Here is a 26,633-nt window from a genome sequence, read left to right on the forward strand (position 1 = left end):
GTATAAATATTGAGTGCTGAACGAGAAAATAAATTAGTTCTCAGGCCGAACTCCGTTGGCTTGCGATTAGTTGTCGTCTCTCGTTAATTGATCAGCGTTTCCCTTGGTCGTATGGATGAGCTGAAAGCCCGTTCACCCCAGAGAAATACGCTGTCGTGCGGTAACCTTGCCCACGGTTTTGCCGCTTGCAATCAGGGTGACAAGGACACCCTAAAGCTAATGAACAAGGCCAACGTGGCGATGGTGTCGGCTTACAACGACATGCTCTCGGCGCATCAGCCATATGCCGCATTTCCGGATGTGATCCGTAAGGCAGCTCATGATATGGGGTCGGTTGCCCAATTTGCGGGTGGCACGCCCGCCATGTGCGACGGGGTGACTCAAGGCCAACCTGGTATGGAGCTCAGCCTGTTTTCACGGGACACCATCGCCATGAGCACGGCGATAGCGCTTAGCCACAATATGTTTGACGCCACTTTGTTGCTGGGCATTTGCGACAAGATTGTTCCGGGGATGCTGATTGGCGCGCTCAGTTTCGGATATCTGCCCACCGTTATGGTGCCCGCGGGCCCCATGCCGTCAGGCCTGCCTAATAACGAGAAACAACGTGTCCGCCAGCTGTATGCACAAGGAAAGATCGGTAAAGACGAGTTGCTGGAGGCTGAGAGCAAGTCCTATCACAGCCCCGGCACCTGCACCTTTTATGGTACCGCCAACAGCAACCAGTTAATGGTAGAAGTGATGGGGCTGCATCTGCCCGGCGCAGCGTTCGTGCATCCCAACACACCTTTACGCGACAAGCTTACGCGGGCAGCCACTGAGCAGGTTATCAAGTTGTCGAAACCCCAGGGTGGGCAGCTTGGTCTGGGCGACATGGTTGACGAGAAAAGCATCGTGAATGCGCTGGTGGCGCTGCTGGTCACGGGAGGCTCAACCAATCATACGCTGCATTGGGTTGCGATTGCCCGGGCGGCGGGCATTATTATTGACTGGGACGACTACGCCGAGCTGTCATCGGCCGTGCCATCCATGACGCGCATCTACCCCAACGGCGATGACGATGTGAATGCTTTCCACGAAGCCGGTGGTACGCCATTTCTCATTCGTGAACTACTGGGCGCGGGTTTACTGCACAACGATGTAGAAACCGTCGTCGGGCAGGGTCTTGAGCGCTACACCCAGCTACCCGCTATGGAAGATGGCAAACTGATTTGGCAGCCTGCGCCCGAGAACAGTCTGCGCCCCGACGTGCTGAGCTCCGCAGCGCAACCCTTTGCGCCAGACGGAGGGCTCAGAGTTCTGGATGGCAATCTGGGCAGGGGCGTTATCAAGGTATCGTCCGTGGCCCGGGAGCACCTCAGAATAGAAGCGCCTGCGGTGGTTTTCAACGACCAGAACGAATTGAAAGCGGCGTTTGATTCCGGCCGCCTGAATAAGGACTGTGTTGTGATTGTTCGTTTCCAGGGCCCCAGATCCAACGGCATGCCCGAACTCCACAAACTTACGCCCTATCTCGGTGTATTGCAGGATCGCGGGTTCAAGGTTGGCCTGGTTACCGATGGCCGCATGTCGGGGGCGTCAGGAAAGGTCCCGGCGGCGATTCACGTTTATCCTGAAGCGCTCGATGGTGGCCCCCTGGCACGGATTCACGATGGCGACCTGATATGCCTGGACGCCGAAGGGGGTGTTTTATCGGTTGCCGTGAGTGCGGCAGAGTTGGGGCTGCGTGAGCCAGCTCGGCCGGACCTGTCCGGTTATCATGAAGGTTACGGCAGGGAGTTATTTGGCTGGATGCGCCGCGCCGTAAGCACGCCTGAAGAGGGGGCCAGTTTCTTCTGGAATCACGAGTCGTGACCCTCGATAATTTTTCAATACTGATAACTGCCAGGATGATGTTGGAACCATGAACGATACCCTTTCCCAGCTGTCTTTTGATGAATTGGTGCGCCAGGTGCGTGCCTGCACAATTTGTGCGGAGGCTTTGCCCTTTGGGCCACGGCCGGTTGTGCAGTTATCAGAGGCGTCGCGGATTCTGGTGGTCAGTCAGGCACCTGGACGGCGAGTTCATGAAACGGGGCTGCCATTTAATGATCCCAGTGGCGACCGTCTTCGGCAATGGATGGGCATAACGAGAGAGACGTTTTACGATGCCAGCAATCTCGCCATACTGCCCATGGGTTTTTGTTTTCCCGGTACGGGAAAGTCGGGTGATTTGCCCCCCAGGCCGGAATGCGCGCCTGCGTGGCGCCAAGCCTTGCTCGATCGGCTGCCTAACATCGGGCTTACGCTGGTGATCGGCCAGTACGCCCAGGTCTGGCACCTGAAAGACCGCGAAAAGTCTGTTACGGAAAACGTCCGAAACTGGCAGCGCTACTGGCCAAACACTCTGCCGATGCCCCACCCAAGCCCGCGGAATAATCTCTGGTTGCGCCGGAACCCCTGGTTTGAAGACGAGGTGATTCCGCAGCTCCAGAAGCGCATAGCGTGTCTGCTGGCCTCAGACGGCGAGTCCTGAACGGTCGTTGCGTGTAGACGCTTGAACGTCAACGGCCGGCTTCGTCCCAGCTCCTGATCAGGTCTTCATAACGGATTGTTTCGCCTTGGGGTTTTTCGTTCGTAAGTTTCGGTTTGGGCGCGCCCGGTTGCGCGAGCCACCATTTCGCACCTTTGGTTTCGCTCTTCGGTGCGATGACAGGGCCGCAGTTTGTGGTGAGATAATTGCGCTGAACCACCGACAGTGCGCGATCCTGAGCGTCAGCCAGATTGTCCATAGCGACCTGAGCGCTGACTTTGCCATCAACCGCATCCGCTATGTTTGGCCACCACAGTTTGGCGAGTCGCGGATAATCAGGAATGTTCAGGCCCGTTGGCGACCAAGCCTGGCGTGCAGGGCTCAGATAAAATTCCACAAGGCCACCTAGCTCGGGGGCCCGGGCTTGCATCTCTGGCGATTTAAGGTCAGACAGGCGAATGGGGGTAAGGCCATAAAGCGTCTTCTCCAGAGAAACGGTTCGCGAGACCGTAAACTGAGCGTAAAGCCAGGATGCTTTCTGCGCGTCAGCGCCCATAACCCGGGGGATTGTCCAGGCGCCCACATCCTGGTAGCCCAGCTTCATGCCGTTTTCCCAGTAAGCACCGTGGGGAGACGGCGCCATACGCCATTTCGGCGTGCCATCTTCGTTGACAACCGGCAGGCCAGCTTTCGTCATGTCCGAAGTAAACGCGGTGTACCAGAAAATCTGTTGCGCGATGTGCCCCTTGGCAGGAACCGGTCCCGCCCCTGTAAAGGTCAGGTTAGCGGCTTTCGGCGGCGCAAAGCGCTTCAGCCAGTCAATGTACTTGTTCAGGGCATAGACAGAAGCCGGGCTGTTTGTAGCTCCGCCCCGACTCATTGATGAGCCGACCGGATGGCAGTCTTCCATGCGCACACCCCATTCGTCGACTGGCAGGCCGTTGGGTGAACCCTTATCGCCGGCACCGGCCATGGAGAGCCAGGCATCTGTAAAGCGCCACCCCAGGGAAGGGTCGCGTTTGCCGTAATCCATATGCCCGTATACCCGTTCGCCGTCTATCTCCTTTACATAGACTGAAAAGAACTCGGCTATGTCTTCGTAGGCCGACCAGTTCACGGGTACGCCCAGTTCATAGCCATAGCGCTGGCGAAACTGTGCCCGAAGTTCCGGGCGCTGAAACCAGTCGTAGCGGAACCAATAAAGGTTGGCGAACTGCTGATCCGGTAATTGGTAGAGTTTTCCGTCTGGGCCTGTAACGAAATCCAGACCAATAAAATCGTCGAGCGCCAGGCTGGGTAACGTGAACGGCTTGCCTGCGCCTTCCATGTAGTCGCTTAACGCAAGAGCCCAGCCGCTGCGCGAATGGGTACCGATCAGATCCGAGTCGTTCACGAACGCATCATAACGACCTTTCGCCGCCATAATCCGCTGCAGGTTAACCTGGCGGATAACGTCCCCCTCAGGTTTCAGATCGTGGGTAACCGGCACGCCTGTGAGCCGGGAGAACGCAGGCGCAAGCGTTGCAGACTCGTAAAAATGAGTCGCAAGCTCTTCTGACAGAACTGAAATGGAGGTGCCGCTCAGCGGGGCAGCGGCTTTCACAAACCAGGCGAGTTCCTCGGCCTGTTCATTGGCCGAAAGGGTTGAGCGAGCAAACTGGTCGTCAATCAGTGTTTTGATCAGAGTTTGTTTTTCTGGCGAAAGCGCATCGAACAATGGCCCCCCGAGTGCTGATGACGAAACGCAAAGCGTGTAAGTCAGTGCCGTTAACAATACCGATAGTTTCATGGTGAGCTCTTTTTTTATTGGTTAGTACCTATTCGAAAGATTAGGATTACGGGATAGGTTCGTCAACGAAAATTGAAATCAGCCATGTTTTGTTTTGTTAACTATTTTAAAAACAATAAGTTAAAAATTATTTTTTACTATGTTTGTATTAATCCTGCAGTAAAAACGAAAATTTTTTTATGATTTCCTTTCCATTTCGTCATTTGGACGTTAGATTTGTGTTGTTTCGAATGCTTTCGAACCGAAAACGCAACCCGAAAGTTCGTTAACGAAGTGCTTCGTTGCGAATCCTACCCGAGTTCGATGCCGGAGGCGCGATCGGGAAGGGACGTAATGTGAGACCCAGCGCTAACAAAAACAGCAAAGGAAATTGACATGATCGAGAACAACAAAGCTTCTAATGCATCATCATCCCGTTTTTTCCGGAAAGCACCTCTGGCAGCAGCCCTTTCGTTGCTGGCACTAGGCGTTGCCGCCCCGGCTTCTGCAGAGATTTCACTGGAATCCGACAGCGGCTGGAAAGTGGGATTCAGTGGATATATCCCGGTTTTTGCGGTCATCGGCGACTACGATGAGCCCGCAAGCGAGGATTCGTTTAACGTCACCACCGGCTTCAACCCTGCGACTTTGCAGACGAGTATTTATGCGCCGAAGCAGAACGGCATCCAGGTTTCCGGCCATTTCCAGATGAACGCTGACTTCGCCGTTGGCGATGCTGCCGCGAACTTCCGTAGCCGGGTGTCTGAAATCGCAATTGCCGGTGATTTCGGTACCGTTAACATTGGTAAAGGCTTTGGTATTTACGGCACGCCAGCAATCGGTGACAACGGCAGCGCTTTGGGCGTTGGCTTGATCGGCAGCCCGGACAGCGTTGCTGCGACAGCCGGCCGGATCGGTAACGGCTACTTCTACGCGAACTTCAATCCCCGCGTCATGTATACCTCTAGCAACTTCGGCGGTCTGCAGTTCAAGGTGGGTATTTTCACGCCTACCAAGCTGTCAGTTGCTGATGATCCCGGTGGCGATGCTGAATACAACCTGCCACGATTTGAGGGTAACGTTGTTTACTCAACGGATATGTTCTCGCTTTGGACAAGTGCGTTCACGCAGGATGTAAGCTCAAGAACGGGGGTGTTTGATGACTACACAATGTCAGGTGTCGACTTTGGTGGTTCTGTTGCCCTGGGTGGCTTGGCTGTTCGTGCTAACTACGGCATGACATCAGGCACAGGTAATGGCGTGTTCGCTGCTCGTTTCGATCCGAACGAGTCGGATGCCAGCCAGTGGTACGTTGAATCTACTTACGACTTTGGCCCCACCACTCTGGGTGCGAGCTATGGCGAAGGCGAAGACGATATCGGTACTGGCAATAACGACACAGATCTCACCATGCTCTTTGCCCGTTACAGGGCGACAGATGCTCTTACTTTGATGGCCGAAGTTCAGCAATACGGCACTCAAACCGGTGCGGGTGAATACAACGCCTTTATCTTGGGCTCACAGCTTACGTTCTAAGGTTAAATTCGAAAGAAAGCTTGAGCTTCTCATCGCAGGAGCTTGGCGGAAGACGAGACCAGGGAGCCGAGAGGCTTCCTGGTTTTTTTGGTTGGTAACATCACAGTGAGTCGGGCCAGCGACAAAAAAACTCCGGGCGGAAGAATCCGGCCGGAGAAAAATGTCAGGCGCTGTGGTGGAGAGGGTTTTCGGGAATGGCTGAAATGATGTGGTCTTTAAGATAGCGATCAAGCGCTTCTACTTCGCTGGTTGATGCGTAGAGCCCCTGCTTGGTACGACGCCAAAGGATGTCTTCAGAGGTCATGGCCCACTCGTTTTTCACGAGGTGCTGAACCTCTTTCTCGTACAAGGTTCCGGCAAAATGTGCACCCAGGTGTTCCACTGAGGTGCAACCAGACAGAATATAGCGGGACGTTGTACCGTAAGTTCTTACGTAACGACTGAGAACAGCCTCGGGCAACCACGAAAACTCATGCTTAAGCGCTGCGGCGAGATTATTCTGGTTGTCAAAATCACCGCCAGGCAAAATCGCCGTTTTGGTCCAGTGCCCACTGGCATTCGGGAAGAAATGACAGAGTTTGTCCGTTGCTGCTTCAGCAAGCTTTCGGTAGGTCGTGATTTTGCCACCAAAGACCGAAATCAGAGGCGCTTTGCCTTTGTCATGATCCACTTCGAACGAATAATCACGGGAGGCTTTCTGCGCGTTTTCCTCTTCGCCGTCCATAAGTGGCCGGACACCCGAGTAAGACCAAACGACGTCTGAGGGTTTCAGCTGCCGAATGAAGTGTTCATTGACAATATCCAGCAGGTAAGTTGTTTCTTCCTCAGAGATTTTTGCCTTTTTAGGATCTCCCTCGTATTCCACATCGGTGGTGCCAATCAAAGAAAACTGATCCTCATAGGGAATCACGAACACAATGCGTTCGTCTGCGTTCTGCAGAATATAGGCTTCTGCCCCTTCGTTGAGTTGGGGCACCACTATGTGACTCCCTTTAACCATACGAATCTTCTTGGGTGCCGGCATGGAGAGTGTCTCTCCGAACAGCTTACTTACCCAAGGACCAGAGGCGTTAACGATGGTCTTCGCCAAAACGGCCTTCTCGACGCCACTTTCCGTATCGCGGAGTGTGATTTTCCAATCGGTCTGGCCTCGTTCGGCATTGACGCATTTGGTTCGCGTCATGATTTTTGCACCAAATTCTTGTGCCTTCTTGGCCGTCAGCACAACCAACCGGGCGTCGTCCACCCAGCCGTCGGAATATTCAAAACCTTTGGTGATGTCAGGTTTTAAAGGCCCTGATGCATCAAAACGAATTGAATTGGAGCCCGGTAGAATCTCACGCTTGGCCAGATGATCGTAAAGAAAGAGGCCGGCCCGAATCATCCAGGCCGGTCGGAGATGAGGCCGGTGTGGAAGTCGGAAACGCATTGGCCACATGATGTGTGGTGAGTTCTTGAGAAGAGATTCGCGTTCAGCAAGCGCTTTCTGGACCAGCCGGAACTCGTAATGCTCAAGGTAGCGGAGCCCGCCGTGAATAAGCTTGCTGCTGCTGGAGGACGTTGCAGACGCCAAATCGTTCATTTCACAAAGAAGCACTCGAAGGCCACGCCCGGCCGCATCCATTGCTATACCCGTTCCATTAACGCCGCCGCCAACGACGACAACGTCATACTGTTCTTGCTCCATGGTCATTGTTGGTCATCTCCTGATGCCGTGGGAAAAGACGCTTTCTTGTTGTGCGCACTTTTCTACATTCAAACGCAGTATGGAATCATTATGCGAAAGACCTGGATATTCGTAAAGGAAAAAATAGAAAAAAAACGAAAATGGCGAAACAAGACAAAAACGCCGAGATTGTAATCTGACGCATTGAAAAATTTAAACGAGGTGAAGCGTGATGCCGTGTTCGTTGAGCAGTTGGGAGATTTCTGCCGGCGGCTTCTGATCTGTAAACACGTGATCTGCCTGGGTAATGCTGCCCAGTCTGACCATGGCGTTGCGGCCAAATTTAGAGTGGTCGGCGGCGAGCAATACTTTATTGGAGTTGGCTATAATAGCCTGAGCAACACGGACTTCCCGGTAATCGAAGTCGAGCAGTGAGCCGTCGTTGTGAATGCCGCTGATGCCGATGATGCCAAAGTCCATCTTGAATTGATTGATAAAATCACGAGTGGCTTCGCCGACAATGCCCCCGTCGCGGTTCCGGACTTCTCCACCCGCAATAATCACGTGAAAATCTTCCTTTGCGGAGAGAATAGAGGCAACGTGCAGGTTGTTTGTCACAATTTGCAAATTGTTCTTTTCAAGCAGGGCTTTGGCGATGGTTTCGGTGGTGGTGCCGATGTTAATGAACACGGACGAATTATCCGGAATCAGCTCGACCATGGCTTCGGCAATACGTTCTTTTGCTTCCAGGTCCATGATTTTTCTGGCTTGGTAGGCCGTGTTTACAGTGCTAGAGTCGATCCCGGCGCCGCCATGATGCCGTCGGAGTTTCTTCTCTTTTGCGAGTTCATTGAGATCTCTGCGGATTGTCTGGGGCGTAACCTTGAATTGGTCTACAAGCTGCTCGGTCGTCACGAAACCGTTCTGTTGGATCAGTTCCATGATCAGATCCTGTCGCCGCCTTTGTGCCATATTCAGTTACCTCCACCGTTTTCTTTGTTCTCAACCGAAATAATGAGCGTTTGTAATCGCCATGAAATCCCAGTTTAGTCTTTTTCGACGTTTTATGCAGTTTTTTGAGTGAGTTACCTGTTCGTTGCTTTGCGTCGATCTCGAAACTTCTTGGCATTCATGTTCAAAAAAGTAAAAATACGAACAAATAAGAAAGCGAGGATGAAAATAAATGAGCCAATACCTACTTTCCATCGACCAGGGAACCACGAGTTCCCGGGCCATATTATTTGATTTGAAAGGCAACATTCACGCGGTCCGTCAGAAGGAATTTCCACAACAATTTCCGAAGAGCGGCTGGGTAGAGCATGATCCTGACGATATCTGGTCGTCGGTAAAACACACCTGCGATCTGGTGATGAAAGAAGAGTGCAAGGAAGGTGACGAGGTGATCGCTGTGGGCATTACCAATCAGCGCGAAACCACCATCGTCTGGGACAGAAAAACCGGCAAACCGGTTTACAACGCGATCGTCTGGCAGGACCGGCGAACCGCTTCCTATTGTAAGTCACTCAAAGGCGCGAGCCATGAGCCCGGCGTTCACAGCAAAACCGGTTTGCTGATTGATCCCTACTTCTCTGCCACCAAAATCCGATGGATTCTGGATAATGTACCCGGCACGCGCCAGCGCGCCGAACGCGGTGAGCTGGCCTTCGGCACAGTGGACACGTTTCTGCTCTGGCACCTGACCGGAGGGACGAAGCACAGAACAGACGCCACGAACGCAAGCCGAACGCTGCTGTTCAATATTCATACCCAACAGTGGGATCCGGAGCTGCTTGAATTGTTTGGCATTCCGGAGTCGCTGTTGCCCGAGGTTATGGATTCGTCTGACGATTTCGGAAAAATTACCGAAGGCGGCGCACTCAACGGCGTGTCGGTATTAGGCGTGGCGGGCGATCAGCAGGCAGCGCTGTTTGGTCAGACCTGTTTTGATGTTGGCATGGCCAAAAGCACCTATGGAACCGGTTGCTTTTTGATGCTCAATACAGGCGATAAGGCTCTGCGTTCGGAGCACAGACTGCTGACCACCGTTGCATACCGTTTAAACGGCAAGCCGACCTACGCAATAGAGGGCAGCATCTTTATTGCCGGCGCCACTATTCAGTGGTTGCGAGATGGCCTCCAGTTAATTCAGGACGCGAGTGAGACTGAACCTATGGCTGAGGGTACGCCGGTAGATCATGGCGTTTATCTGGTGCCTGCGTTCACCGGCCTGGGCGCTCCCTACTGGGATCCAAACGCACGAGGGGCGATTTTTGGCTTGACCAGAGACACGGGCATCAAGGAAATCGTAACCGCCGGCCTGCAGTCGGTGTGTTATCAAACCAAAGACCTCCAAAAGGCGATGGAGAGGGATGGAATTCGGCCGATTAACTTACGGGTTGACGGCGGTATGGTCGCCAATAACTGGGTGCTTCAGTTTTTGGCGGACATCCTTGGCGCGCGGGTAGACAGACCGTCGATTGTGGAAACAACGGCCTTGGGTGTGGCTTACCTGGCGGGGCTTAAAGCCGGCGTTTATGAATCGCTGGAAGAACTTGCAGGTTTGTGGCGTTGCGACCGAAGCTTTCAGCCCGTCATGACAAAGGAGAAGCGCGACGAGCTATACGAAGGCTGGATTCAGGCCGTACAGAAGCTCTGAACCCATTCCTTAGCACACCTGCTGGCCACATCAGGCATCAGGGGTGCTGGATTAACGAATACCCAGTTCCCTGAGTCGCTTGTAAAGCGTGTTTCGGCTGATGGACAACTCTCTGGAAGCGTTCGATACGTTGCCTTTGCACATGTGGTAAACCCTCAGCGTATGGGCGAGTTTGTCATTACTGTCGCTTTTACGTTGAGTGCCAGCCTTTGAAGGTGCTTGTTCAACCCGGTCGGGCGGTTCGATACTGTCTGTCTTGGAGGCGGGGCTGAATGCTGTGGAGTCAAATTCGGCCAGGAAATCCGTCGGCAAGTGCCATATTTGAACGTTCTCACCGTCTGCGATAGCGATAGCCACTCTTAATACGTTAACCAATTGGCGGATATTGCCTGGCCAGGGATGGTTGTCCAGTGCAGAAAGCACCCGTGGTGACAGAGTTTCGGTTTGCACCGGGTCACGGTGCTGACGGTAGATGTGTTGAATGAGATTGCGTTTGTCCGTGCGGTTTCTAAGCGCAGGTAACTCAATGCAAAGCCCGTTGATTCGATAGTACAGGTCGGCCCGGAACTGTCCGGATTCGATACTGGCTGACGGAGAGCGATTGGTTGCAGTGATCAGAAGAATATCCACGGGAACGCTCTCGGTAGCGCCTACCGGAGTGACCACTCGTTCCTGCAGCACACGAAGCAATCTTGATTGCGCAGACAACGGCATTTCGCCAATTTCATCAAGAAACAACATCCCTTTATGAGCCTTTCGGATAAAGCCGAGCGAGCCTTGCGCGCGTGCGCCGGTAAAGGCCCCTGGTTCATAGCCGAATAATTCCGATTCCACCAGTTCGGGTGGTATGGCAGCGCAGTTTACCGCCACCAGCGGTTGATTCCGGCGGTGGGTTGCCCGGTGTAGCGCGTTGACCAGTACTTCCTTGCCAACGCCGGTTTCACCGGTTATTAAAACCGGAACGCCCCGTTCAAGCACTTTCAGGCTCTGCTCAGCACAGCGACGCACGGCGGCGTCCCCGTATTCGAGACCGGCAAACCCGGTTGGCTCCTCGTGGTTTGCAGATACTGGCTCGCTGGCAGTCATTTCAAGCGACGCCTTGGCAACAGTGGAAGGCCTTTTCAGTCGAGCGCTAAGCCGAACTTTGCTTCTGGTCGTCAGTTGCATGGGAGCGTGTTCGGCATGCCCCAGTATATGATTTCGATGGGTAGTAAAAAGATCATCGAGTATAGCGTCAGACGTCTGGGTGCCCAGCAACTGGTCCGCCCGCTGATTGCTGGCAATAACCTGACCCGAATCATCGCAAATAAGAATACCCGACCAGGGGCTGTCGAAATTGTCGGCGGTGGTGTTAAGCGTGAGCTGAAAATAATCTGCCGCAAACTGCCGGTTGAGTAGCCGGTTTTCAACTGACTGACTGAGCAGTCGCACCATGCCAAGGGTGTGGGCCTGGGGCAGATAGGCATCGCTGAAGACACTTAACACACCGGTAAGCTGTTTGCGGGTATCGAAGATAGGCGCGGCTGAGCCAATGATGCTTCGATGCAGTTTGAGGAAGTGTTCGTTGCGTTGTATTTGCACCGCTCTTCCGGTGGCAATGGCCGTGCCTATGGCGTTGGTGCCGCACTGCTGCTCTCGCCAGTTTGAGCCTTCCTGAAACCAGGGCTTCAGCCGAGTTTCAGTGATGCGCGTGTCGCCCCAACTTTTCAGAACGGTCGCATTCTGGTCCGCCAGAAGAATCAGGCACCGGCTGTTGGAGAGCACGTTTCTGTAATAGGGAAGTACTTCCGCTTCCGTGCTCGAAAGCAATTCTTCGTATTGACGCGCCAGATCCTCCAGTTGCAATGAATTAGCCGCTATGGCGACTGGTTCATATGCGTGATCAAGGCCGTAAGCGATGCAACGGTCCCAGGATTTCGCGACGTCACTTCTGTCCTCCAGGTGTTTTTTCTTCCGCATCAGGCCGTGTCTCTGTGTTCGTTTTGTTTTTTTACAACGCTGATAAACGCCATTAAGTGTTCAATAAGGAGTCTGATTGTGTTCAATAATCGGTGCCAAGGCTGTTCAAGTCAATGTTCAAAGTGAACAAAGTATTGTTAAGCGAACATGTTAATTTTCGGTTTAGAAATTTTTAAAAATAAAATAGCCTTTAAAAACAATGTAATAATGGTTTTTACGTATGCGGTCGGTAATATTGGTATAAGCTTTGCGTTGAGTGATTCGATATAGAAATTTCGGATGTTCGGTTTTGGGTCCGATTTTGTTCCACAAGAACAACAAGGAATGCTTATGTCCTTAACACTGGAGAACGTCTCCAACACGGTCGACGGCGTAGACTACGTGCGGGATGCCAACCTTACTTTCGAGGCTGGCTCCTTCAACGTGTTGCTTGGCCGCACGTTGGCAGGCAAAACCTCAATGATGCGATTGATGGCCGGCCTTGATAAGCCGACGAAAGGCCGCCTGCTTTATAAGGGAGAGGATGTTACCGGGAAAAACGTACAGAGCCGGAACATCTCGATGATTTATCAACAGTTCATTAACTACCCCACGCTCACGGTTTACGAGAATATTGCCTCGCCGCTGCGCCTGGCAAAAATGCCAGCGTCGGAAATTGACCGCCGGGTAAAAGAAACCGCGTCGATGTTGCAGATTGAACCACTGTTGAAGCGTTATCCACTGGAGCTTTCCGGTGGGCAGCAGCAGCGCACGGCCATGGCTCGCGCACTTGTTAAAGATGCCACCCTGGTGCTTTTTGACGAGCCCCTTGTGAATCTCGATTACAAGCTGAGGGAAGAGCTTCGGGCAGAACTGCGTGATCTGTTTCAAGAGCGCCAGTGCATTGCCGTTTACGCAACAACCGAGGCTAATGAAGCGCTCGCACTGGGCGGTACAACCACCTTGTTGCATGAGGGCAGTGTTATTCAGAGCGGCCCGGTTATGGATGTCTATCGTGCGCCGGTTAACACGCTGGCGGCGCAATTGTTCAGCGAACCTCCCATGAACATGATCCGGGGGCGAGTGACGGATACGGAAGTCACGTTTGATGAATATTCTCATCACGCACTGACCCAGGAATTAGCGGCATTAAGTCCGGGCGATTACTGGTTCGGAATTCGTCCCAGCCACATTGCACTGGTTCCGGCCAACGATGACGACCTGGAGATGTCCATGGAGGTTGCGCTCAGTGAAATCAGCGGTTCCGAGACCTTCATGCACGTTGAGAACAGCCATTTCGAGATGGTGACGCAGTTGATGGGGGTTCATCAATACCGTACAGGTGCGCCCGTTAAGGTGTATCTGCCGATCAACAAATTGTTCGTTTTCGATAATGATGAGCGTCTGGTGCATACACCATCCCGGATTTCAGGAGGAGCTGTCTGATGGCCGAAATTCAATTGAAATCTCTGGCACACAGTTATAGCGATTCGCCAACCGGACCGGATGATTACGCTATTCGCCAGCTTGACCACGTTTGGCATAAAGGCGGTGCTTATGCGCTGCTGGGGCCTTCAGGATGTGGCAAAAGCACAATGCTGAACATCATCTCCGGACTTATTCAACCTTCGGAAGGGGAGGTGCTGTTTGACGGGAAACGCGTAAACGAACTGTCACCCCGCGACAGAAACATCGCACAGGTTTTCCAGTTTCCCGTTATTTACGACTCGATGACGGTATACGAAAACCTGGCATTCCCCCTCAAAAACAACAAGGTTCCTGCTGACAGAATTAAAACTCGTGTTCAGGAAATTGCAGAAGTTCTTGAAATTGAGGACAAGCTTCACAAAAAAGCCAAGAACCTGACGGCTGATGAGAAGCAGAAGGTTTCTATGGGCCGAGGCCTTGTGCGTGAAGATGTATCAGCGATCCTGTTCGACGAGCCATTAACGGTTATCGACCCTCAGTTGAAATGGAAATTGCGCCGTAAACTCAAACAGATCCACGAGCAGTTTGACATCACCATGGTGTACGTCACTCACGATCAGCTCGAAGCCTCGACTTTCGCCGATAAGATAGCGGTGATGTACGGCGGTCAGGTTGTTCAGTTTGGTACCCCTACGGAGCTTTTCGAGGCGCCAAACCACACATTTGTTGGCTATTTTATCGGAAGCCCGGGGATGAACCTCGTTGAAGTGGAGCGCTGTGCCGGCGGTGTTTGTTTCGACTCCACTGTTGTGCCTCTGGAGCCCTGGCAGGCTGACTTACTCGAACGGATGACGTCCACCAACGTAAAAATCGGTATACGCCCTGAATTCATTGAGGTTTCGGCGATTTCATCAGACGACACCTATGAGTCAGAAGTTCTGGATGTGGAAGATCTCGGCACCTACAAGATCGTTACTGTTCGACTCGCCAATCAAGAGATGAAGGTGCGCCAGAACGAAGAATTTGAAGCCGATCTTGGCAGCCAGATACATCTTTCGTTTCCGAAACAATGGCTGATGTTGTATGTGGACGAATTCCTGATACAGGAGCAACAGCGATGAACAAAATCTCCGATAATCGTGCCTGGTGGCTTGTGCTGCCGGTATTCCTTCTGGTGGCCTTCTCGGCGCTGATTCCACTGATGACGGTGGTCAACTACTCGGTTCAGGATATTTTCGGCCCGGGTCAGGCTTTCTTTGTTGGCACTGAATGGTTCAAGAGCATTCTCGCGGATCAAAGACTTCAGGATTCACTGATTCGACAGTTTGTGTTCTCGGGTTTTGTGTTGCTGATTCAGATTCCACTGGGTATTGGCGTGGCCTTGATGATGCCAAAGTCCGGAATAAAAGGCTCTCTGTGCCTTATTTTGATTGCTATTCCGTTGCTCATCCCCTGGAACGTGGTCGGTACCATTTGGCAGATATTTGCCCGCGGCGACATTGGTTTGTTCGGTTGGGGTATTAATCAGCTCGGTATTGATTACAACTACACGGGCGACACTCTGGATGCCTGGCTGACGGTGCTGTTGATGGACGTCTGGCATTGGACGCCGCTGGTTGCGTTGCTTTGTTACTCCGGCCTGCGCGCCATTCCTGAGGCCTTCTATCAGGCGGCTGAAATTGATCGGGCGTCAAAATGGGCGGTATTCCGGTATATCCAGCTACCGCGCCTGAAAAGCGTGTTAATCATTGCGGTGCTGCTGCGATTTATGGACAGCTTCATGATCTACATCGAGCCGTTCGTTCTCACGGGTGGCGGTCCGGGAAGCTCCACAACGTTCCTGAGCCAGACGCTGACAACCATGGCAATAGGCCAGTTTGATCTTGGGCGTGCCGCGGCATTTTCTTTGATCTACTTCCTGATCGTATTGCTGATTTCCTGGTTGTTCTTCACCGCCATTACTCAAGCCGACAAAGAAAAATAAGGAGAGTGGGATGAGACAAACACGTTCCAAGAATATCGGGATTATAATTTATATCCTGCTGCTTCTGACGCCGGTTTACTGGTTGTTGAATATGTCGTTCAAAACCAATCGTGAGATCCTTGGTGGGCTCACATTCTGGCCAAAGAACTTCACGCTGGATAACTACGTGGTGATCTTCACGGATCCAAGTTGGTACAACGGCTACCTCAACTCAATGGCGTATGTGTCCATTAACGTGGTCATTACCCTTCTGGTTGCGCTGCCGGCGGCCTATGCGTTTAGCCGATACAAGTTTGCCGGCGACAAGCATCTTTTCTTCTGGCTGCTCAGTAACCGGATGGCTCCGCCGGCCGTTTTCCTGCTGCCATTCTTCCAGTTGTATTCATCGATCGGCCTTTTCGATACCTACATAGCCGTTGCCTTGGCGCACTGCCTGTTTAACGTGCCCTTGGCGGTATGGATACTCGAAGGCTTTATGAAAGGTGTGCCGCGGGAATACGATGAAATGGCTTATATTGATGGCTATAGTTTTCCGAAGTTCTTTATCAAGGTGTTTTTGCCGATGATCCGCTCCGGTATAGGCGTGACAGCGTTCTTCGCGTTCATGTTTTCCTGGGTAGAGCTGCTTTTGGCCAGAACGCTCACCTCTGTAGACGCTCAGCCTATCGGGGCAATCATGACCCGGACAATCGGAGCGAGTGGTATTGATTGGGGTCTGCTGGCGGCTGCCGGCGTGCTGACCATTATTCCCGGAGTTCTGGTGATCTGGTTCGTTCGCAACCACGTGGCCAAAGGCTTCGCTCTCGGACGCGTATAAGGAGAATTCGTATGATTGCCTGGATGAACTGGACACCCACTGTAGTTGTTTTCTTTGCCGTTATCGCGATGATTCTCGCGGTAATGACGGTTTACGAAGTTGTTTCTCCTTGCACCGAGCGTAAAGGATTTCTGCCCATCGAGACGACCCGCGGAGACAGGCTGTTCATTGGGCTATTGTCTGCTGCGTATATACATCTGGTGTTCCTTGCAGTGAGCGATATCACACTCTGGGTTGCGCTGGCGGTCTCTGTTTGCTGGCTTCTGATTCTGCTTCGCTGGGGTTGAAGAAGGGGGAACGGTCGCGGTTGTATGAGCGCTCCCGAAAATATTTTATGAAAAGGTTGTAAAGAATTCGAAAACGAACTATTTTTTAGTTAATGATCGCAAACGATCATTAAGCGTTTCTCGGACAGACAAGATTTCAAGGCTCAAGTGCTGTAACAAGCCCAAACGGAGCGCAGTGATTCTTCGCCCCATTCATAAAAAAGTAACGAGGTTGGATATGTTCAAAAACAACAAATATCCGAAGACCCTGATGCTGAGCGCTGCAATCGGCGCGATCAGCATGGGCGTGAGCTTGCAGGCCAGTGCTGATCAGTACTCGGACGCAGCCGAAAAATGGGTAAATAATTCGTTCGAAAGATCTACCCTTAGCGAAAAAGAGCAGATGCAGGAAATGGCTTGGTTTACCAAGGCGGCGAAGCAGTTTCGTGGCATGGAAATCAACGTTGTGTCTGAGACTCTCGCGACACACGAATATGAATCGAACGTGCTTGCCAAGGCGTTTGCCGAAATCACCGGGATCAAGGTTAATCACACACTGATCCAGGAAGGCGACGTCATCGAGAAGCTTCAGACTCAAATGCAGTCTGGACGTAACATCTACGACGCTTACGTAAATGACTCCGATTTGATCGGTACACACTTCAGATACGGTAAAGTCGTCGCTATTAGCGATATGATCGCCGGTGACGGTAAAGACTTTACCCTGCCGACTCTGGATCTGGACGATTTCATTGGTCTCGATTTCACCACAGGGCCTGACGGTAAGCTTTATCAGCTGCCAACTCAGCAGTTTGCCAACCTTTACTGGTTCCGTGCGGACTGGTTTGAGCGCGCAGACCTGAAAAAGCAATTCAAAGAAATCTACGGCTATGAGCTCGGTGTTCCAGTGAACTGGTCTGCGTATGAAGACATCGCAGAGTTCTTCACCGTGTACGTTAAAGAGATTGATGGCGAGAAAGTATACGGCCACATGGATTATGGCAAAAAGGATCCGTCTCTGGGATGGCGTTTCACTGACGCATGGTTCTCCATGGCGGGCGCAGGCGACAAAGGTTTGCCGAACGGTTTGCCCGTTGATGAGTGGGGCATTCGTGTAGAAGACTGCCACCCGGTAGGTTCCAACGTGTCACGCGGCGGCGCCACAAACGGCCCTGCGGCAGTGTACGCAACGGAAAAGTACGTCGACTGGATGGAAAAGTACGCTCCGCCTGAAGCGACGGGCATGACCTTTTCTGAATCCGGCCCGGTACCTGCGCAGGGCCACATTGCCCAGCAGATCTTCTGGTACACAGCTTTTACAGCCAGCATGATCAAAGATGGCCTGCCAGTTGTTAATGAAGATGGTTCGCCCAAGTGGCGCATGGCTCCGTCTCCACACGGACCTTACTGGGAAGAAGGCATGAAGTTGGGCTATCAGGACGTAGGTTCCTGGACGTTCATGAAGTCGACTCCTGAGAAGCGTCGTTTGGCTGCGTGGTTGTATGCACAGTTCACAGTGTCCAAAACCGTGTCTTTGGAGAAGACCATCGCAGGTTTGACTCCAATCCGTGAGTCGGATATCAACTCTGAAGAAATGACGGAAATGGCGCCGAAACTTGGCGGCCTGGTTGAGTTCTATCGGAGCCCGGCGCGTGTTCAGTGGTCGCCTACCGGCACTAACGTACCGGATTATCCGAAACTAGCTCAGCTCTGGTGGCAGTACATTGCTCAGGCAGCTAGCGGCGAAGCTACACCGCAAGAAGCGCTGGATGGTCTGGCAGATGCCCAGGATAATGTAATGGCTCGTTTGGAGCGCGCTAACGTTCAGCCCAATTGTGGTCCGAAGCTGAACAAGCCTCGCGATCCGCAGTACTGGTTGGATCAGCCGGGTGCACCTAAGCCCAAGCTGGCAAATGAAAAGCCTCAGGGCGAAACCATCGCCTATAAGGAACTGCTCAAAACATGGGATAACGCTCGCTAGAGCTGATTTCCAAAGCGCAATGCCTGCCGCAATAGGACCCTGAAGTTGCGGCAGGCCATGCACCGTTGTCACGGTGGGTTTGGCCGGTTGCTTATTTTCCCCCATTCAAGCATTTCAAGGTAAGCCCCTCCCGGGGTACACCCTGCCGGCCCTTTTTCATGCATTTTGCTCAAATAATAATGAGTGAGGGGCGAGGGCTCATAGATGTCCAGGATTTCAGTGATTCACCGGCTTTACGCCGGTTTTGCTCTTCTTTGCGTGATCATCGCGTGTTGGGGGGCTTTTAATATCTACATCATGTCTTCGTTTTCCAACACCACAACCGAACTGACGTTGGACTATTTTCCCCTTGGGGACTTGGTTCAGGAGGTCGACGCCCATCGATCGGAGGCCGGGAATCAGGCCTTGTCCGTATTGTCGGCGAGCGACCCAGACACACTTTCCACAAGACTGTCCGCCTTGAGCGCAACCGTTGCTGAACTGCTTGCTGGGACAGGCAGGATTTCATCGTTTGAACACATAGAAGCGTTTCCGGCAGTGCATTTAGGTATCAATCAGGTCCTTGAAGAAGTCGCTGTTCTTGAGTCGTCTGCAGGCCAGCTTGGTGACTATAAATCGTCGGTGTTAGCTGTTTCCGAAGCCGTGAACGAAGGGTTGTCAGCGTTTCTCGCCAACAACGCAGAAATGAAACGGGTTCTGGTTCGGGAAGGCACCGAGCCGGCTGGAGACGATATTTACATTCGCGACCTTTTCACGACAGTGATGGAGAATCTGGGAAATATTGAGCTGTTGATCATGCAAATGGTTAGTACAGAAGATGCGTCGAAACTCGACGCAGTTGTCGAGAACCTGCGGTTCAATACGCAGAATATCGAGCCGGATATCGCGGCTCTGGTTGAAGAAATTCCCAGGCTCGAAGCGCTTCCGCCCCTGGTGAGAACCTTTATGGCGGCGGTTAATCAGGAAGACGGAATCATAAGCCAGTATCTCAAATACCGGCAGAACCGGCTCAAGCTCGAAGGGTCTGCAGGTGCAATAGAGCGCGATCTGGGCGCGATTGCCGCCAACCTGGACAGTATGAGAATGGCCGTGTCAGATCGCACAACGGCGACGGTGTCCACATTAGATGAATTGGCCAGGCGTTCGGAACAGCTGGTCTACTGGTTGCTTCCATTGGTTATTTTTCTGGCTATTGCGACGTCAGTTTGGCTTGCCGGCATGATCAGCCGCCCGCTCAAAGCAACACTTTCGCATCTGGCCGGCATGGCGAAAGGTGACTATTCAAAGCGTCTCAAATTTGATGCCAGAGGGGAGTTTGTTGATCTTAAAGCATCCGTTAATCAACTGTCAGATGCGATGGCAACCGTTCTGGGTAGTCTGCAACAGGCGGGTGGTGACATTGCGGTGATTGCATCCGGGAATGCCGGATTTGCGAGGGACTTCAACGAACGTATCCGTGGCCAATCAGACGAGTTGGGGGCCATAGCGGCCGCGATGACTCAAATGGAAGCATCGGCCAGGGAGGTGGCAGGGTCTGTGCGTGAAACCCACCATCTGGTGGGCGAGATCAATGTTCAGGTTGAAGAGAATCTGGAGGCCGCCGAACGCGGAAGCCGCTGTGTTGAAGGGCTGGAAACCCAGGCTGAGCACACGGCGAGCAAACTGCAACAGCTTGAAAAAGCATCACTCGATATCGAGCGAATTACGGAAACAATAGACAGCATCGCCAACCAGACAAATTTGTTGGCACTTAACGCTGCCATCGAGTCAGCGCGTGCGGGAGAGGCCGGTCGTGGTTTTGCCGTGGTTGCCGATGAGGTGCGTAACCTCGCTCGAAAAACCACAGAAAGCACGGACACCATACGCACTCTGGTGGAGCGCCTTCAGAAAGAGGCGTCGGAATCCGTGAGCTCGATGAACAACAGCTTCGCTCAGTTGGGTGCAGTCAAATCCCTTATGATGGGGGTTTCTGAAGGTGCACAAAAAATCCGCGGTGCCATGACCCGTATTCATGAGGGCGCTGAGCAGATTCGTCACGGTATGGATGAACAGGAAGATGTGAGTCAGTCTGTTACCCGGCAGGTTAATGACATCAGTGGGTCTGCCACAGCCAGTCTCGAACAGATTGATGGTTTGGTGACTACTTGTGAGCGCCTGGAAGCGTCGGTGGCAAATATTGAAGCCCTGGCTGGGCGTTTTCGTATTCATTAAAGATATCAGAAAAAACAGATTTTCCTAATCATTACGATAACTTGCCTTCGTAATGGTTTTATTTCGCTTGATTATGTTCGTTTTCAAACATTATTATTGCATTTGTGTTCGAAAAAAATCATGCATTGGCAAACAAAAATAGTTTACAGGAGCGACGGAATGGAACAGATAAGAGCAGTCATCGCCCGGGAGATTCTGGATTCCCGCGGTTTTCCTACTGTGGAAGTAGATGTAGTGCTTCGCAACGGCGTCGTCGGGCACGGCCGTGTTCCGTCCGGCGCATCAACGGGTTCTCGCGAGGCGCTGGAGAAGCGTGACGGCGACCCCGCGAGATACAACGGCAAGGGCGTTCTGAATGCGGTAAAAGGCATCAATGAGCGTATTGCTCCAGCTCTGGAAGGCCGGGTGGTATTTGATCAACTGGCCATCGATCGGTTCATGTGTGAACTGGATGGTACTCCCAACAAGGCCGAGTTGGGCGCCAACGCAATTCTCGCCGTGTCACTGGGGTTAGCAAATGCCGCTGCAGAATATCGGCAGCAGCCTCTTTATCGTTACCTTGCGGAACTTTACGGTTGCTCAGAGCCCACGGTTCTTCCGGTTCCCATGATGAATATTATTAACGGCGGAGCTCACGCCGATAACAACGTCGACATTCAGGAATTCATGATTCAGCCGGTTGGCGCGCCGAGTTACAGCGAAGCCCTGCGAATGGGAGTTGAAACCTTTCATTCGTTGAAATCGCTGCTGAAGAAAAAAGGTCTTTCCACATCGGTGGGCGATGAAGGTGGGTTTGCGCCAAACCTGAGCTCAAGTGAAGAAGCCCTGGACCTGATTCTGGAAGCGATTGAAGGTGCAGGATACCGCCCCGGGTCAGACATCGTTCTGGCGCTCGATTGTGCCGCTTCAGAATTCTACTCCGACGGTTGTTACGATCTGAAGGGCGCAGGAAAGAAATACAATTCTGAAGAATTTTCGGATTATCTCGTGTCGCTGGCGATGCAATACCCCATTGCATCGATTGAGGACGGAATGGACGAGAACGACTGGCACGGCTGGAAGCTGTTGACCGACAAACTCGGTGAGCGTGTGCAACTGGTTGGCGACGATCTCTTTGTAACAAACACATCGCTGATTTCTGAAGGTATCAGCAAAGGCATAGCCAACTCCGTGCTTATCAAATTCAACCAGATTGGAACACTGACAGAGACGCTGAACGCCATCGGCATGGCGCAGGACGCAGGCTACACCGCCGTTATATCCCATCGCAGTGGCGAAACCGAAGACACGTTTATATCCGATCTGGCGGTAGCAACCCGCGCCGGACAAATTAAAACCGGCTCTCTGTGCCGCTCAGACCGGGTTGCCAAATACAACCAACTGCTTCGAATCGAGCAGGACCTGGGCGCCCACGCTTTTTATCCCGGGGTGGGTGCCATTCGTTGTGCGCTGGACACCTGAACGTTGCGCTTGTCAGGAGAAAAACCATGAGAAAACCGGTATTGATTGGAAACTGGAAAATGAATGGCAGTCTGCAAGCCAACCAGGCCTTGATGGTCAGGCTGCTGCCGAGGCTTCGTTTGTACCGTAAATCCGTTGACCTCGCGGTCTGTCCGCCACTTCCTTACTTGTTTCAGGTGCGGGATCTGCTGGGTTACACCGGCATTGCGCTGGGCGCGCAAAACGCCTCGGCCTTCGTATCCGGGGCTTACACCGGTGAAGTAAGCGCCACCATGCTCCAGGAAATGGGGTGTCGCTACGTATTGGTGGGGCATTCTGAGCGGAGAACACTCTACGGAGAGTCTAACCAGGAAGTCGCAGCCAGATTCCGCGCGGTGATGAACCTCGGATTGACGCCCGTACTGTGTGTGGGTGAATCCTTGGACGAGCGAGAAACGGAACAAACATCGTCGGTGGTGGAAAGCCAGATACAGGCCGTTATCGACGAGGTAGGTTTTTCTGCGTTGGCCAATGGCGTTGTGGCGTACGAGCCGGTTTGGGCAATTGGCACAGGACGAACGGCGACGCCAGAGCAGGTCTCGGTTGTCCATCAGAACATCCGGGGGTTTATTGCTGCCAATGCGCCTGAGGCTTCCCAGGATATCAGTGAGGGTTTGCGGATTATTTATGGCGGTAGCGTCAAGCCTTCGAATGCGCTCGATCTTTTTAGTCTCGCCGATGTGGACGGTGGCTTGATAGGTGGGGCATCCCTGCACGCAGAAGACTTCGGTTCTATTGCCGGGTCGCTTGCAAAGGCCTCCGGAATTCTGGAAGGCGAGTGCGAAACACACTGACGGAGGCAGACATGAAACCGGAAACAGAATCGAGCGTGGACGGCAATAAAAGCTCGAAGAACTGGGCCAAACCAGATTTTTTCCCGAACGCGGAGAACATTCCGGAAAAATTCCGGCTTGAGGGTGGGGTGTCGATAAACCAGACCTTGATCGCCGGAGAGCTTCGGGAATGGCACGGACCTTTCGCGGAAGTTCGAAGTCCGGTTTGCCTGAGAGCGGCGAAGGGCGCTGAGCCTGAGCCGGTGTTAATTGGTAAAACTCCGCTTATGGACGGCGATACCGCTCTTCAGGCGTTGGATGCTGCGGTTGCAGCCTATGGCCAAGGCAGTGGCGCCTGGCCGAGCTTCTCCGTAGCCCAGCGGATTGAACACGTAGAACAGTTTCTTACGGAGATGCGCAGCCACCGGGAGGCGGTGGTGGAACTGCTGATGTGGGAAATTGGCAAAACCCGTAAAGACGCCAGCAAAGAGTTCGACAGAACGGCGGATTATATCAGCGACACCATTCATGAATTGAAGGTCCTCGATCGGCGTTCGTCACGGTTTGAAACCGTCGGCGGCGTGGTTGCCCAGACCCGTAGATTGCCGGTTGGTGTGGCGCTGTGCATGGGACCCTACAATTATCCCCTGAACGAAACGTTCACCACGCTTATCCCGGCACTGATTATGGGCAATACCGTGGTCTTCAAACCGGCAAAATACGGAGTGCTTTTAATAGGCCCGTTACTGAAGGCCTTCCAGACATCCTTCCCACCGGGGGTCATCAACGTTATTTTCGGACGCGGCCGGGACACCATCGGCCCGTTGATGAAGAGCGGCGATGTCGATATGTTCGCGTTCATTGGTACCCATAAGGGCGCTTCAGCGCTGAAGCAGATGCACCCCAAGCCCCATCGGCTCAAAGCCGTTTTGGGACTGGATGCCAACAACCCCGCGATTGTGCTGCCAGACGCAGATCTGGATCTTGCGGTCAGCGAATGCGTTGCGGGTGCGCTTTCTTTCAACGGACAGCGCTGCACGGCGCTCAAATTGCTGCTCGTGCACGAATCCCTGGCGGAAGAATTTGTGTCGCGGGTTTCAACTGCGGTAAACGACTTGGTCGCCGGCATGCCTTGGGAAACGGACGTATCACTAACCCCTTTGCCCGAACCTGGGAAAGTGACCTATCTTCGATCGTTGGTAGACAATGCCGAAGCCAACGGCGCAACGATCGCGAACGAGGGCGGGGGGCAGGTAAACGGTACGTATTTCCATCCTGCGGTGCTTTACCCCATAACCACCGAGATGCGGGTTTACCGTGAAGAACAATTCGGACCGCTGATTCCCGTGGTGGCGTTTCGCGATGAGGCGGAGGTGATTCGCCACGTAAGAGATTCCGAGTTCGGTCAACAGCTCAGCATTTTTGGTACAGATCCGGAAGCGATGGGGGGCCTCATTGACGTTCTGGCCAACCAGGTTGGTCGGATTAATCTGAATGGCCAATGCCAGCGGGGCCCTGACACCTTGCCGTTTAACGGGCGCAAGGATTCGGCCGAGGGAACTCTGTCTGTTTCCGATGCGCTGAGGGTTTTTTCCATTCGTACAACCGTCGCGACCAAATCCAGCGAACGCAACCGGGATCTGGTAACCAGTATCGTGCGCGGTCGCCACTCCCGCACTCTTACAACCGACTATCTGTTCTGAATGACACGCCGGGTTCTCCCGGCGTTTGACTGCTGCCATGTAAGCCGGCGCCGGCTTGGGTTGGTTCATAACCAATTGTACGTTTGCACCCTCAATAACATGAGGCATACTGCGGTTTGTTGCACGTAGATGTGAAACGTGGGTACCCCAGGTAGAGGAGCCTTTCATGACGGTTACGAACGTACCGGGCGAAGTCATTATCTGGGAGACAGGCCACTGTTATCTCGGTGAAATTCTGGTTGCGCGCGCGTCAAACGGCGTATGCGCCGTGTTGCCGGGCGGCTCGCGGGAGGAACTGGTTGCAGAGCTGGCTCGGCGATTCCCGGAGGCAGAACTGGAGCATGCAAACGATTCCCGGGCTGACTGGTTTGCGGATGTCATGAGTTACCTGATTGACAGCCGTAAGCCGCTTTCCGTGCAACTTGACCTCCGCGGTACAGAATTTCAATGCAGAGTCTGGCGCACGTTGCAGGAGATTCCGTCTGGCTGTTCGGCCAGCTATGGCGAAATTGCCCGGCGCATGGGAATGCCCACTGCGTCCAGGGCTGTTGCCGGGGCTTGCGCCGCCAATCCTTTGGCTGTGGTTGTGCCATGCCATCGAGTGCTACGGGGCGATGGTGGCCTTTCGGGGTATCGATGGGGTATTCAGCGCAAGCAGGCGGTATTGAGCCACGAGCAGGGGTTATCTGAACGCTGATGGCAACGTTGATGGCACCTTTGATGGCACCAATGTCCGGCTGATTACGCTCAACATTCGGTTCAGTCTTCCGGCTTGCTCAAATCAAGCCACGGCTGTGACAGCCAGTAGAAATGCCCGTCGCCATCAGGATGGGTGCAATTGTAACGAAACCGGCGGCTATTGAAGGCCCTGGGCGCCTTGATTGTGATTGTGTCATCCACTCTTTTAAAATTAATTCGCCCCATACCCGAAGCGAAACAGGTCAGGTTGCCAGGCTCAATATTCTCCGTGACTGGCAGGATCAGTGTGGGCGGATTGGCCGCTACGATGCCGTCGGGCAGTTTGCGGGTATCGATGGGGAACGCCTTGCTCATCAGCTTGTCTTTGAGTCCGTTAAGCTGTCCATAGGCATTGGCCATGGGAAACCGGGGCAATCGGGTGTTCCCTGAAAGCGAGCCAACAGCGCCGGATTGCTGGCCGAAACCGTACCAACCTCGCTTGGCCACCTCTGCCTCAAGCGCTTCGTCGAATTCACCATAAGGGTAGGCAAACAGGGGTGAGTTGGTTCCCAGTTTTTGGGCCAGTTCAGCCTGCGCGGAATCCAGGCTGTGGGTGATTCTTTCGTTCCAGTCTGCTTCAGTCTCACCGTTTTTTCTGGCCATATGGCCGTGCCCGGCACTGTGGTTGGCTATTTCTACACCGTCGCGTTCCGCGAGTTCCTTCAGTTGTTTCCATGTCATATAGCCACGATTTCCAACGGCTGCCGTGTCGACAAAAATGGTATAGGGCAGCCCCCGTTTCCGAAGAATTTCTGCGCCCTGGCTGTAAACAGACTCGTAAGCATCGTCGAAGGTAATGGCAATACGTTGGTCTTGCGACGGATGGTCAGAAAACAGGTCCTTCAAAGCGCTGTGCAAGTCAACAACATCAATGCCCAACTCCCGTACCTCATTGAGCTGGGCCTGAAACAGCGACACAGAGGTGCTGGTAGAGGGCGGCGTGGCATCGCTGATGTGGTGATACTGAAGAACGACCAGGTCAGCTCTTGCGGAAAAACTCGCCATTACAAAAGAGAACAGCGCCGCTGAGATCCAGAGTTTTTGTGCTCTCATGTCTTCTCCATTATCCGATTGAAATGCGCTTTCAAAACCGCGAACGCCTCGTTAAGTGCCTGAACTGCTTCTGTATCGCCGCCCCGATCCGGATGTGCCTGCA

The 26,633-nt window shown here is 53.1% G+C and carries 19 protein-coding genes and 1 pseudogene; 15 read left to right on the plus strand and 5 right to left on the minus strand.

Features of this window, described 5'->3' with window-relative positions:
• Positions 1–102: 102 nt before the first annotated feature.
• Positions 103–1,854: pseudogene (edd, locus tag ENI00_RS12240) on the plus strand (phosphogluconate dehydratase); the annotation flags it as partial.
• Positions 1,855–1,903: 49 nt separating this feature from the next.
• Positions 1,904–2,515 (plus strand): uracil-DNA glycosylase family protein, encoded by a 612-nt coding sequence (locus ENI00_RS12245; protein WP_304102669.1) that lies wholly within the window; start codon positions 1,904–1,906, stop codon positions 2,513–2,515.
• A 28-nt stretch (positions 2,516–2,543) separates the two neighbouring features.
• Here the strand turns inward: ENI00_RS12245 and ENI00_RS12250 are convergent, their stop codons facing one another.
• Positions 2,544–4,301, minus strand: coding sequence for an ABC transporter substrate-binding protein (locus ENI00_RS12250; protein WP_304102672.1), 1,758 nt, complete (start codon positions 4,299–4,301; stop codon positions 2,544–2,546).
• Between the two features lie 375 nt (positions 4,302–4,676).
• On the opposite strand from ENI00_RS12250, the gene ENI00_RS12255 reads away from it, so the two are divergent.
• A complete protein-coding gene (locus tag ENI00_RS12255) occupies positions 4,677–5,816 on the plus strand; it encodes a porin (protein WP_304102674.1) in 1,140 nt (379 codons plus the stop codon).
• A 163-nt stretch (positions 5,817–5,979) separates the two neighbouring features.
• On the opposite strand, the gene glpD is transcribed toward ENI00_RS12255, so the two are convergent.
• Together glpD and ENI00_RS12265 are read right to left on the minus strand one after the other, a co-directional pair.
• Complete coding sequence (glpD, locus tag ENI00_RS12260; RefSeq protein WP_304102678.1) at positions 5,980–7,509, minus strand: glycerol-3-phosphate dehydrogenase; 1,530 nt, start codon at positions 7,507–7,509, stop codon at positions 5,980–5,982.
• A 186-nt stretch (positions 7,510–7,695) separates the two neighbouring features.
• Positions 7,696–8,460 (minus strand): DeoR/GlpR family transcriptional regulator, encoded by a 765-nt coding sequence (locus tag ENI00_RS12265; RefSeq protein ID WP_304102719.1) that lies wholly within the window; start codon positions 8,458–8,460, stop codon positions 7,696–7,698.
• Between the two features lie 205 nt (positions 8,461–8,665).
• Here ENI00_RS12265 and glpK point away from each other — a divergent pair, with 205 nt between their 5' ends.
• Complete coding sequence (gene glpK / locus ENI00_RS12270) at positions 8,666–10,138, plus strand: glycerol kinase GlpK (RefSeq protein ID WP_304102681.1); 1,473 nt, start codon at positions 8,666–8,668, stop codon at positions 10,136–10,138.
• A 51-nt stretch (positions 10,139–10,189) separates the two neighbouring features.
• On the opposite strand, the gene ENI00_RS12275 is transcribed toward glpK, so the two are convergent.
• On the minus strand, positions 10,190–12,097 hold the full coding sequence (locus ENI00_RS12275; protein ID WP_304102683.1) for a sigma-54-dependent Fis family transcriptional regulator: 1,908 nt from the start codon (positions 12,095–12,097) through the stop codon (positions 10,190–10,192).
• A gap of 330 nt (positions 12,098–12,427) precedes the next feature.
• Here ENI00_RS12275 and ENI00_RS12280 point away from each other — a divergent pair, with 330 nt between their 5' ends.
• The 11 genes from ENI00_RS12280 to ENI00_RS12330 all read left to right on the plus strand — a co-directional run bounded on the left by ENI00_RS12280 (position 12,428) and on the right by ENI00_RS12330 (position 25,436).
• A complete protein-coding gene (locus ENI00_RS12280; protein WP_304102686.1) occupies positions 12,428–13,522 on the plus strand; it encodes an ABC transporter ATP-binding protein in 1,095 nt (364 codons plus the stop codon).
• Positions 13,522–14,625, plus strand: a complete 1,104-nt coding sequence (locus ENI00_RS12285; protein WP_304102689.1) for an ABC transporter ATP-binding protein — start codon at positions 13,522–13,524, stop codon at positions 14,623–14,625. Before ENI00_RS12280 ends, ENI00_RS12285 begins: the two co-directional genes overlap by 1 nt.
• Positions 14,622–15,488, plus strand: coding sequence for a carbohydrate ABC transporter permease (locus ENI00_RS12290; RefSeq protein WP_304102692.1), 867 nt, complete (start codon positions 14,622–14,624; stop codon positions 15,486–15,488). Before ENI00_RS12285 ends, ENI00_RS12290 begins: the two co-directional genes overlap by 4 nt.
• Positions 15,489–15,498: 10 nt before the next feature.
• Complete coding sequence (locus tag ENI00_RS12295; RefSeq protein ID WP_304102695.1) at positions 15,499–16,305, plus strand: carbohydrate ABC transporter permease; 807 nt, start codon at positions 15,499–15,501, stop codon at positions 16,303–16,305.
• Positions 16,306–16,316: 11 nt separating this feature from the next.
• A complete protein-coding gene (locus ENI00_RS12300) occupies positions 16,317–16,592 on the plus strand; it encodes a DUF2160 domain-containing protein (protein WP_304102698.1) in 276 nt (91 codons plus the stop codon).
• 217 nt (positions 16,593–16,809) lie between these two features.
• Positions 16,810–18,552, plus strand: a complete 1,743-nt coding sequence (locus tag ENI00_RS12305; RefSeq protein WP_304102700.1) for an ABC transporter substrate-binding protein — start codon at positions 16,810–16,812, stop codon at positions 18,550–18,552.
• Positions 18,553–18,756: 204 nt separating this feature from the next.
• Positions 18,757–20,763 (plus strand): methyl-accepting chemotaxis protein, encoded by a 2,007-nt coding sequence (locus ENI00_RS12310; RefSeq protein WP_304102703.1) that lies wholly within the window; start codon positions 18,757–18,759, stop codon positions 20,761–20,763.
• Between the two features lie 159 nt (positions 20,764–20,922).
• On the plus strand, positions 20,923–22,224 hold the full coding sequence (gene eno, locus ENI00_RS12315) for a phosphopyruvate hydratase (RefSeq protein ID WP_304102706.1): 1,302 nt from the start codon (positions 20,923–20,925) through the stop codon (positions 22,222–22,224).
• A 26-nt stretch (positions 22,225–22,250) separates the two neighbouring features.
• A complete protein-coding gene (gene tpiA, locus ENI00_RS12320; protein ID WP_304102708.1) occupies positions 22,251–23,057 on the plus strand; it encodes a triose-phosphate isomerase in 807 nt (268 codons plus the stop codon).
• Positions 23,058–23,068: 11 nt separating this feature from the next.
• Positions 23,069–24,739, plus strand: coding sequence for an NADP-dependent glyceraldehyde-3-phosphate dehydrogenase (locus ENI00_RS12325; RefSeq protein WP_304102711.1), 1,671 nt, complete (start codon positions 23,069–23,071; stop codon positions 24,737–24,739).
• Between the two features lie 166 nt (positions 24,740–24,905).
• Positions 24,906–25,436 (plus strand): methylated-DNA--[protein]-cysteine S-methyltransferase, encoded by a 531-nt coding sequence (locus tag ENI00_RS12330; RefSeq protein ID WP_304102714.1) that lies wholly within the window; start codon positions 24,906–24,908, stop codon positions 25,434–25,436.
• A gap of 62 nt (positions 25,437–25,498) precedes the next feature.
• Here ENI00_RS12330 and ENI00_RS12335 read toward each other — a convergent pair whose 3' ends face one another.
• Positions 25,499–26,530, minus strand: a complete 1,032-nt coding sequence (locus ENI00_RS12335) for a polysaccharide deacetylase family protein (RefSeq protein WP_304102716.1) — start codon at positions 26,528–26,530, stop codon at positions 25,499–25,501.
• Positions 26,531–26,633 lie beyond the last annotated feature (103 nt).

The organism is Marinobacter antarcticus (genome assembly GCF_011049865.1).
Taxonomy (GTDB): Bacteria; Pseudomonadota; Gammaproteobacteria; order Pseudomonadales; family Oleiphilaceae; genus Marinobacter; species Marinobacter antarcticus_A.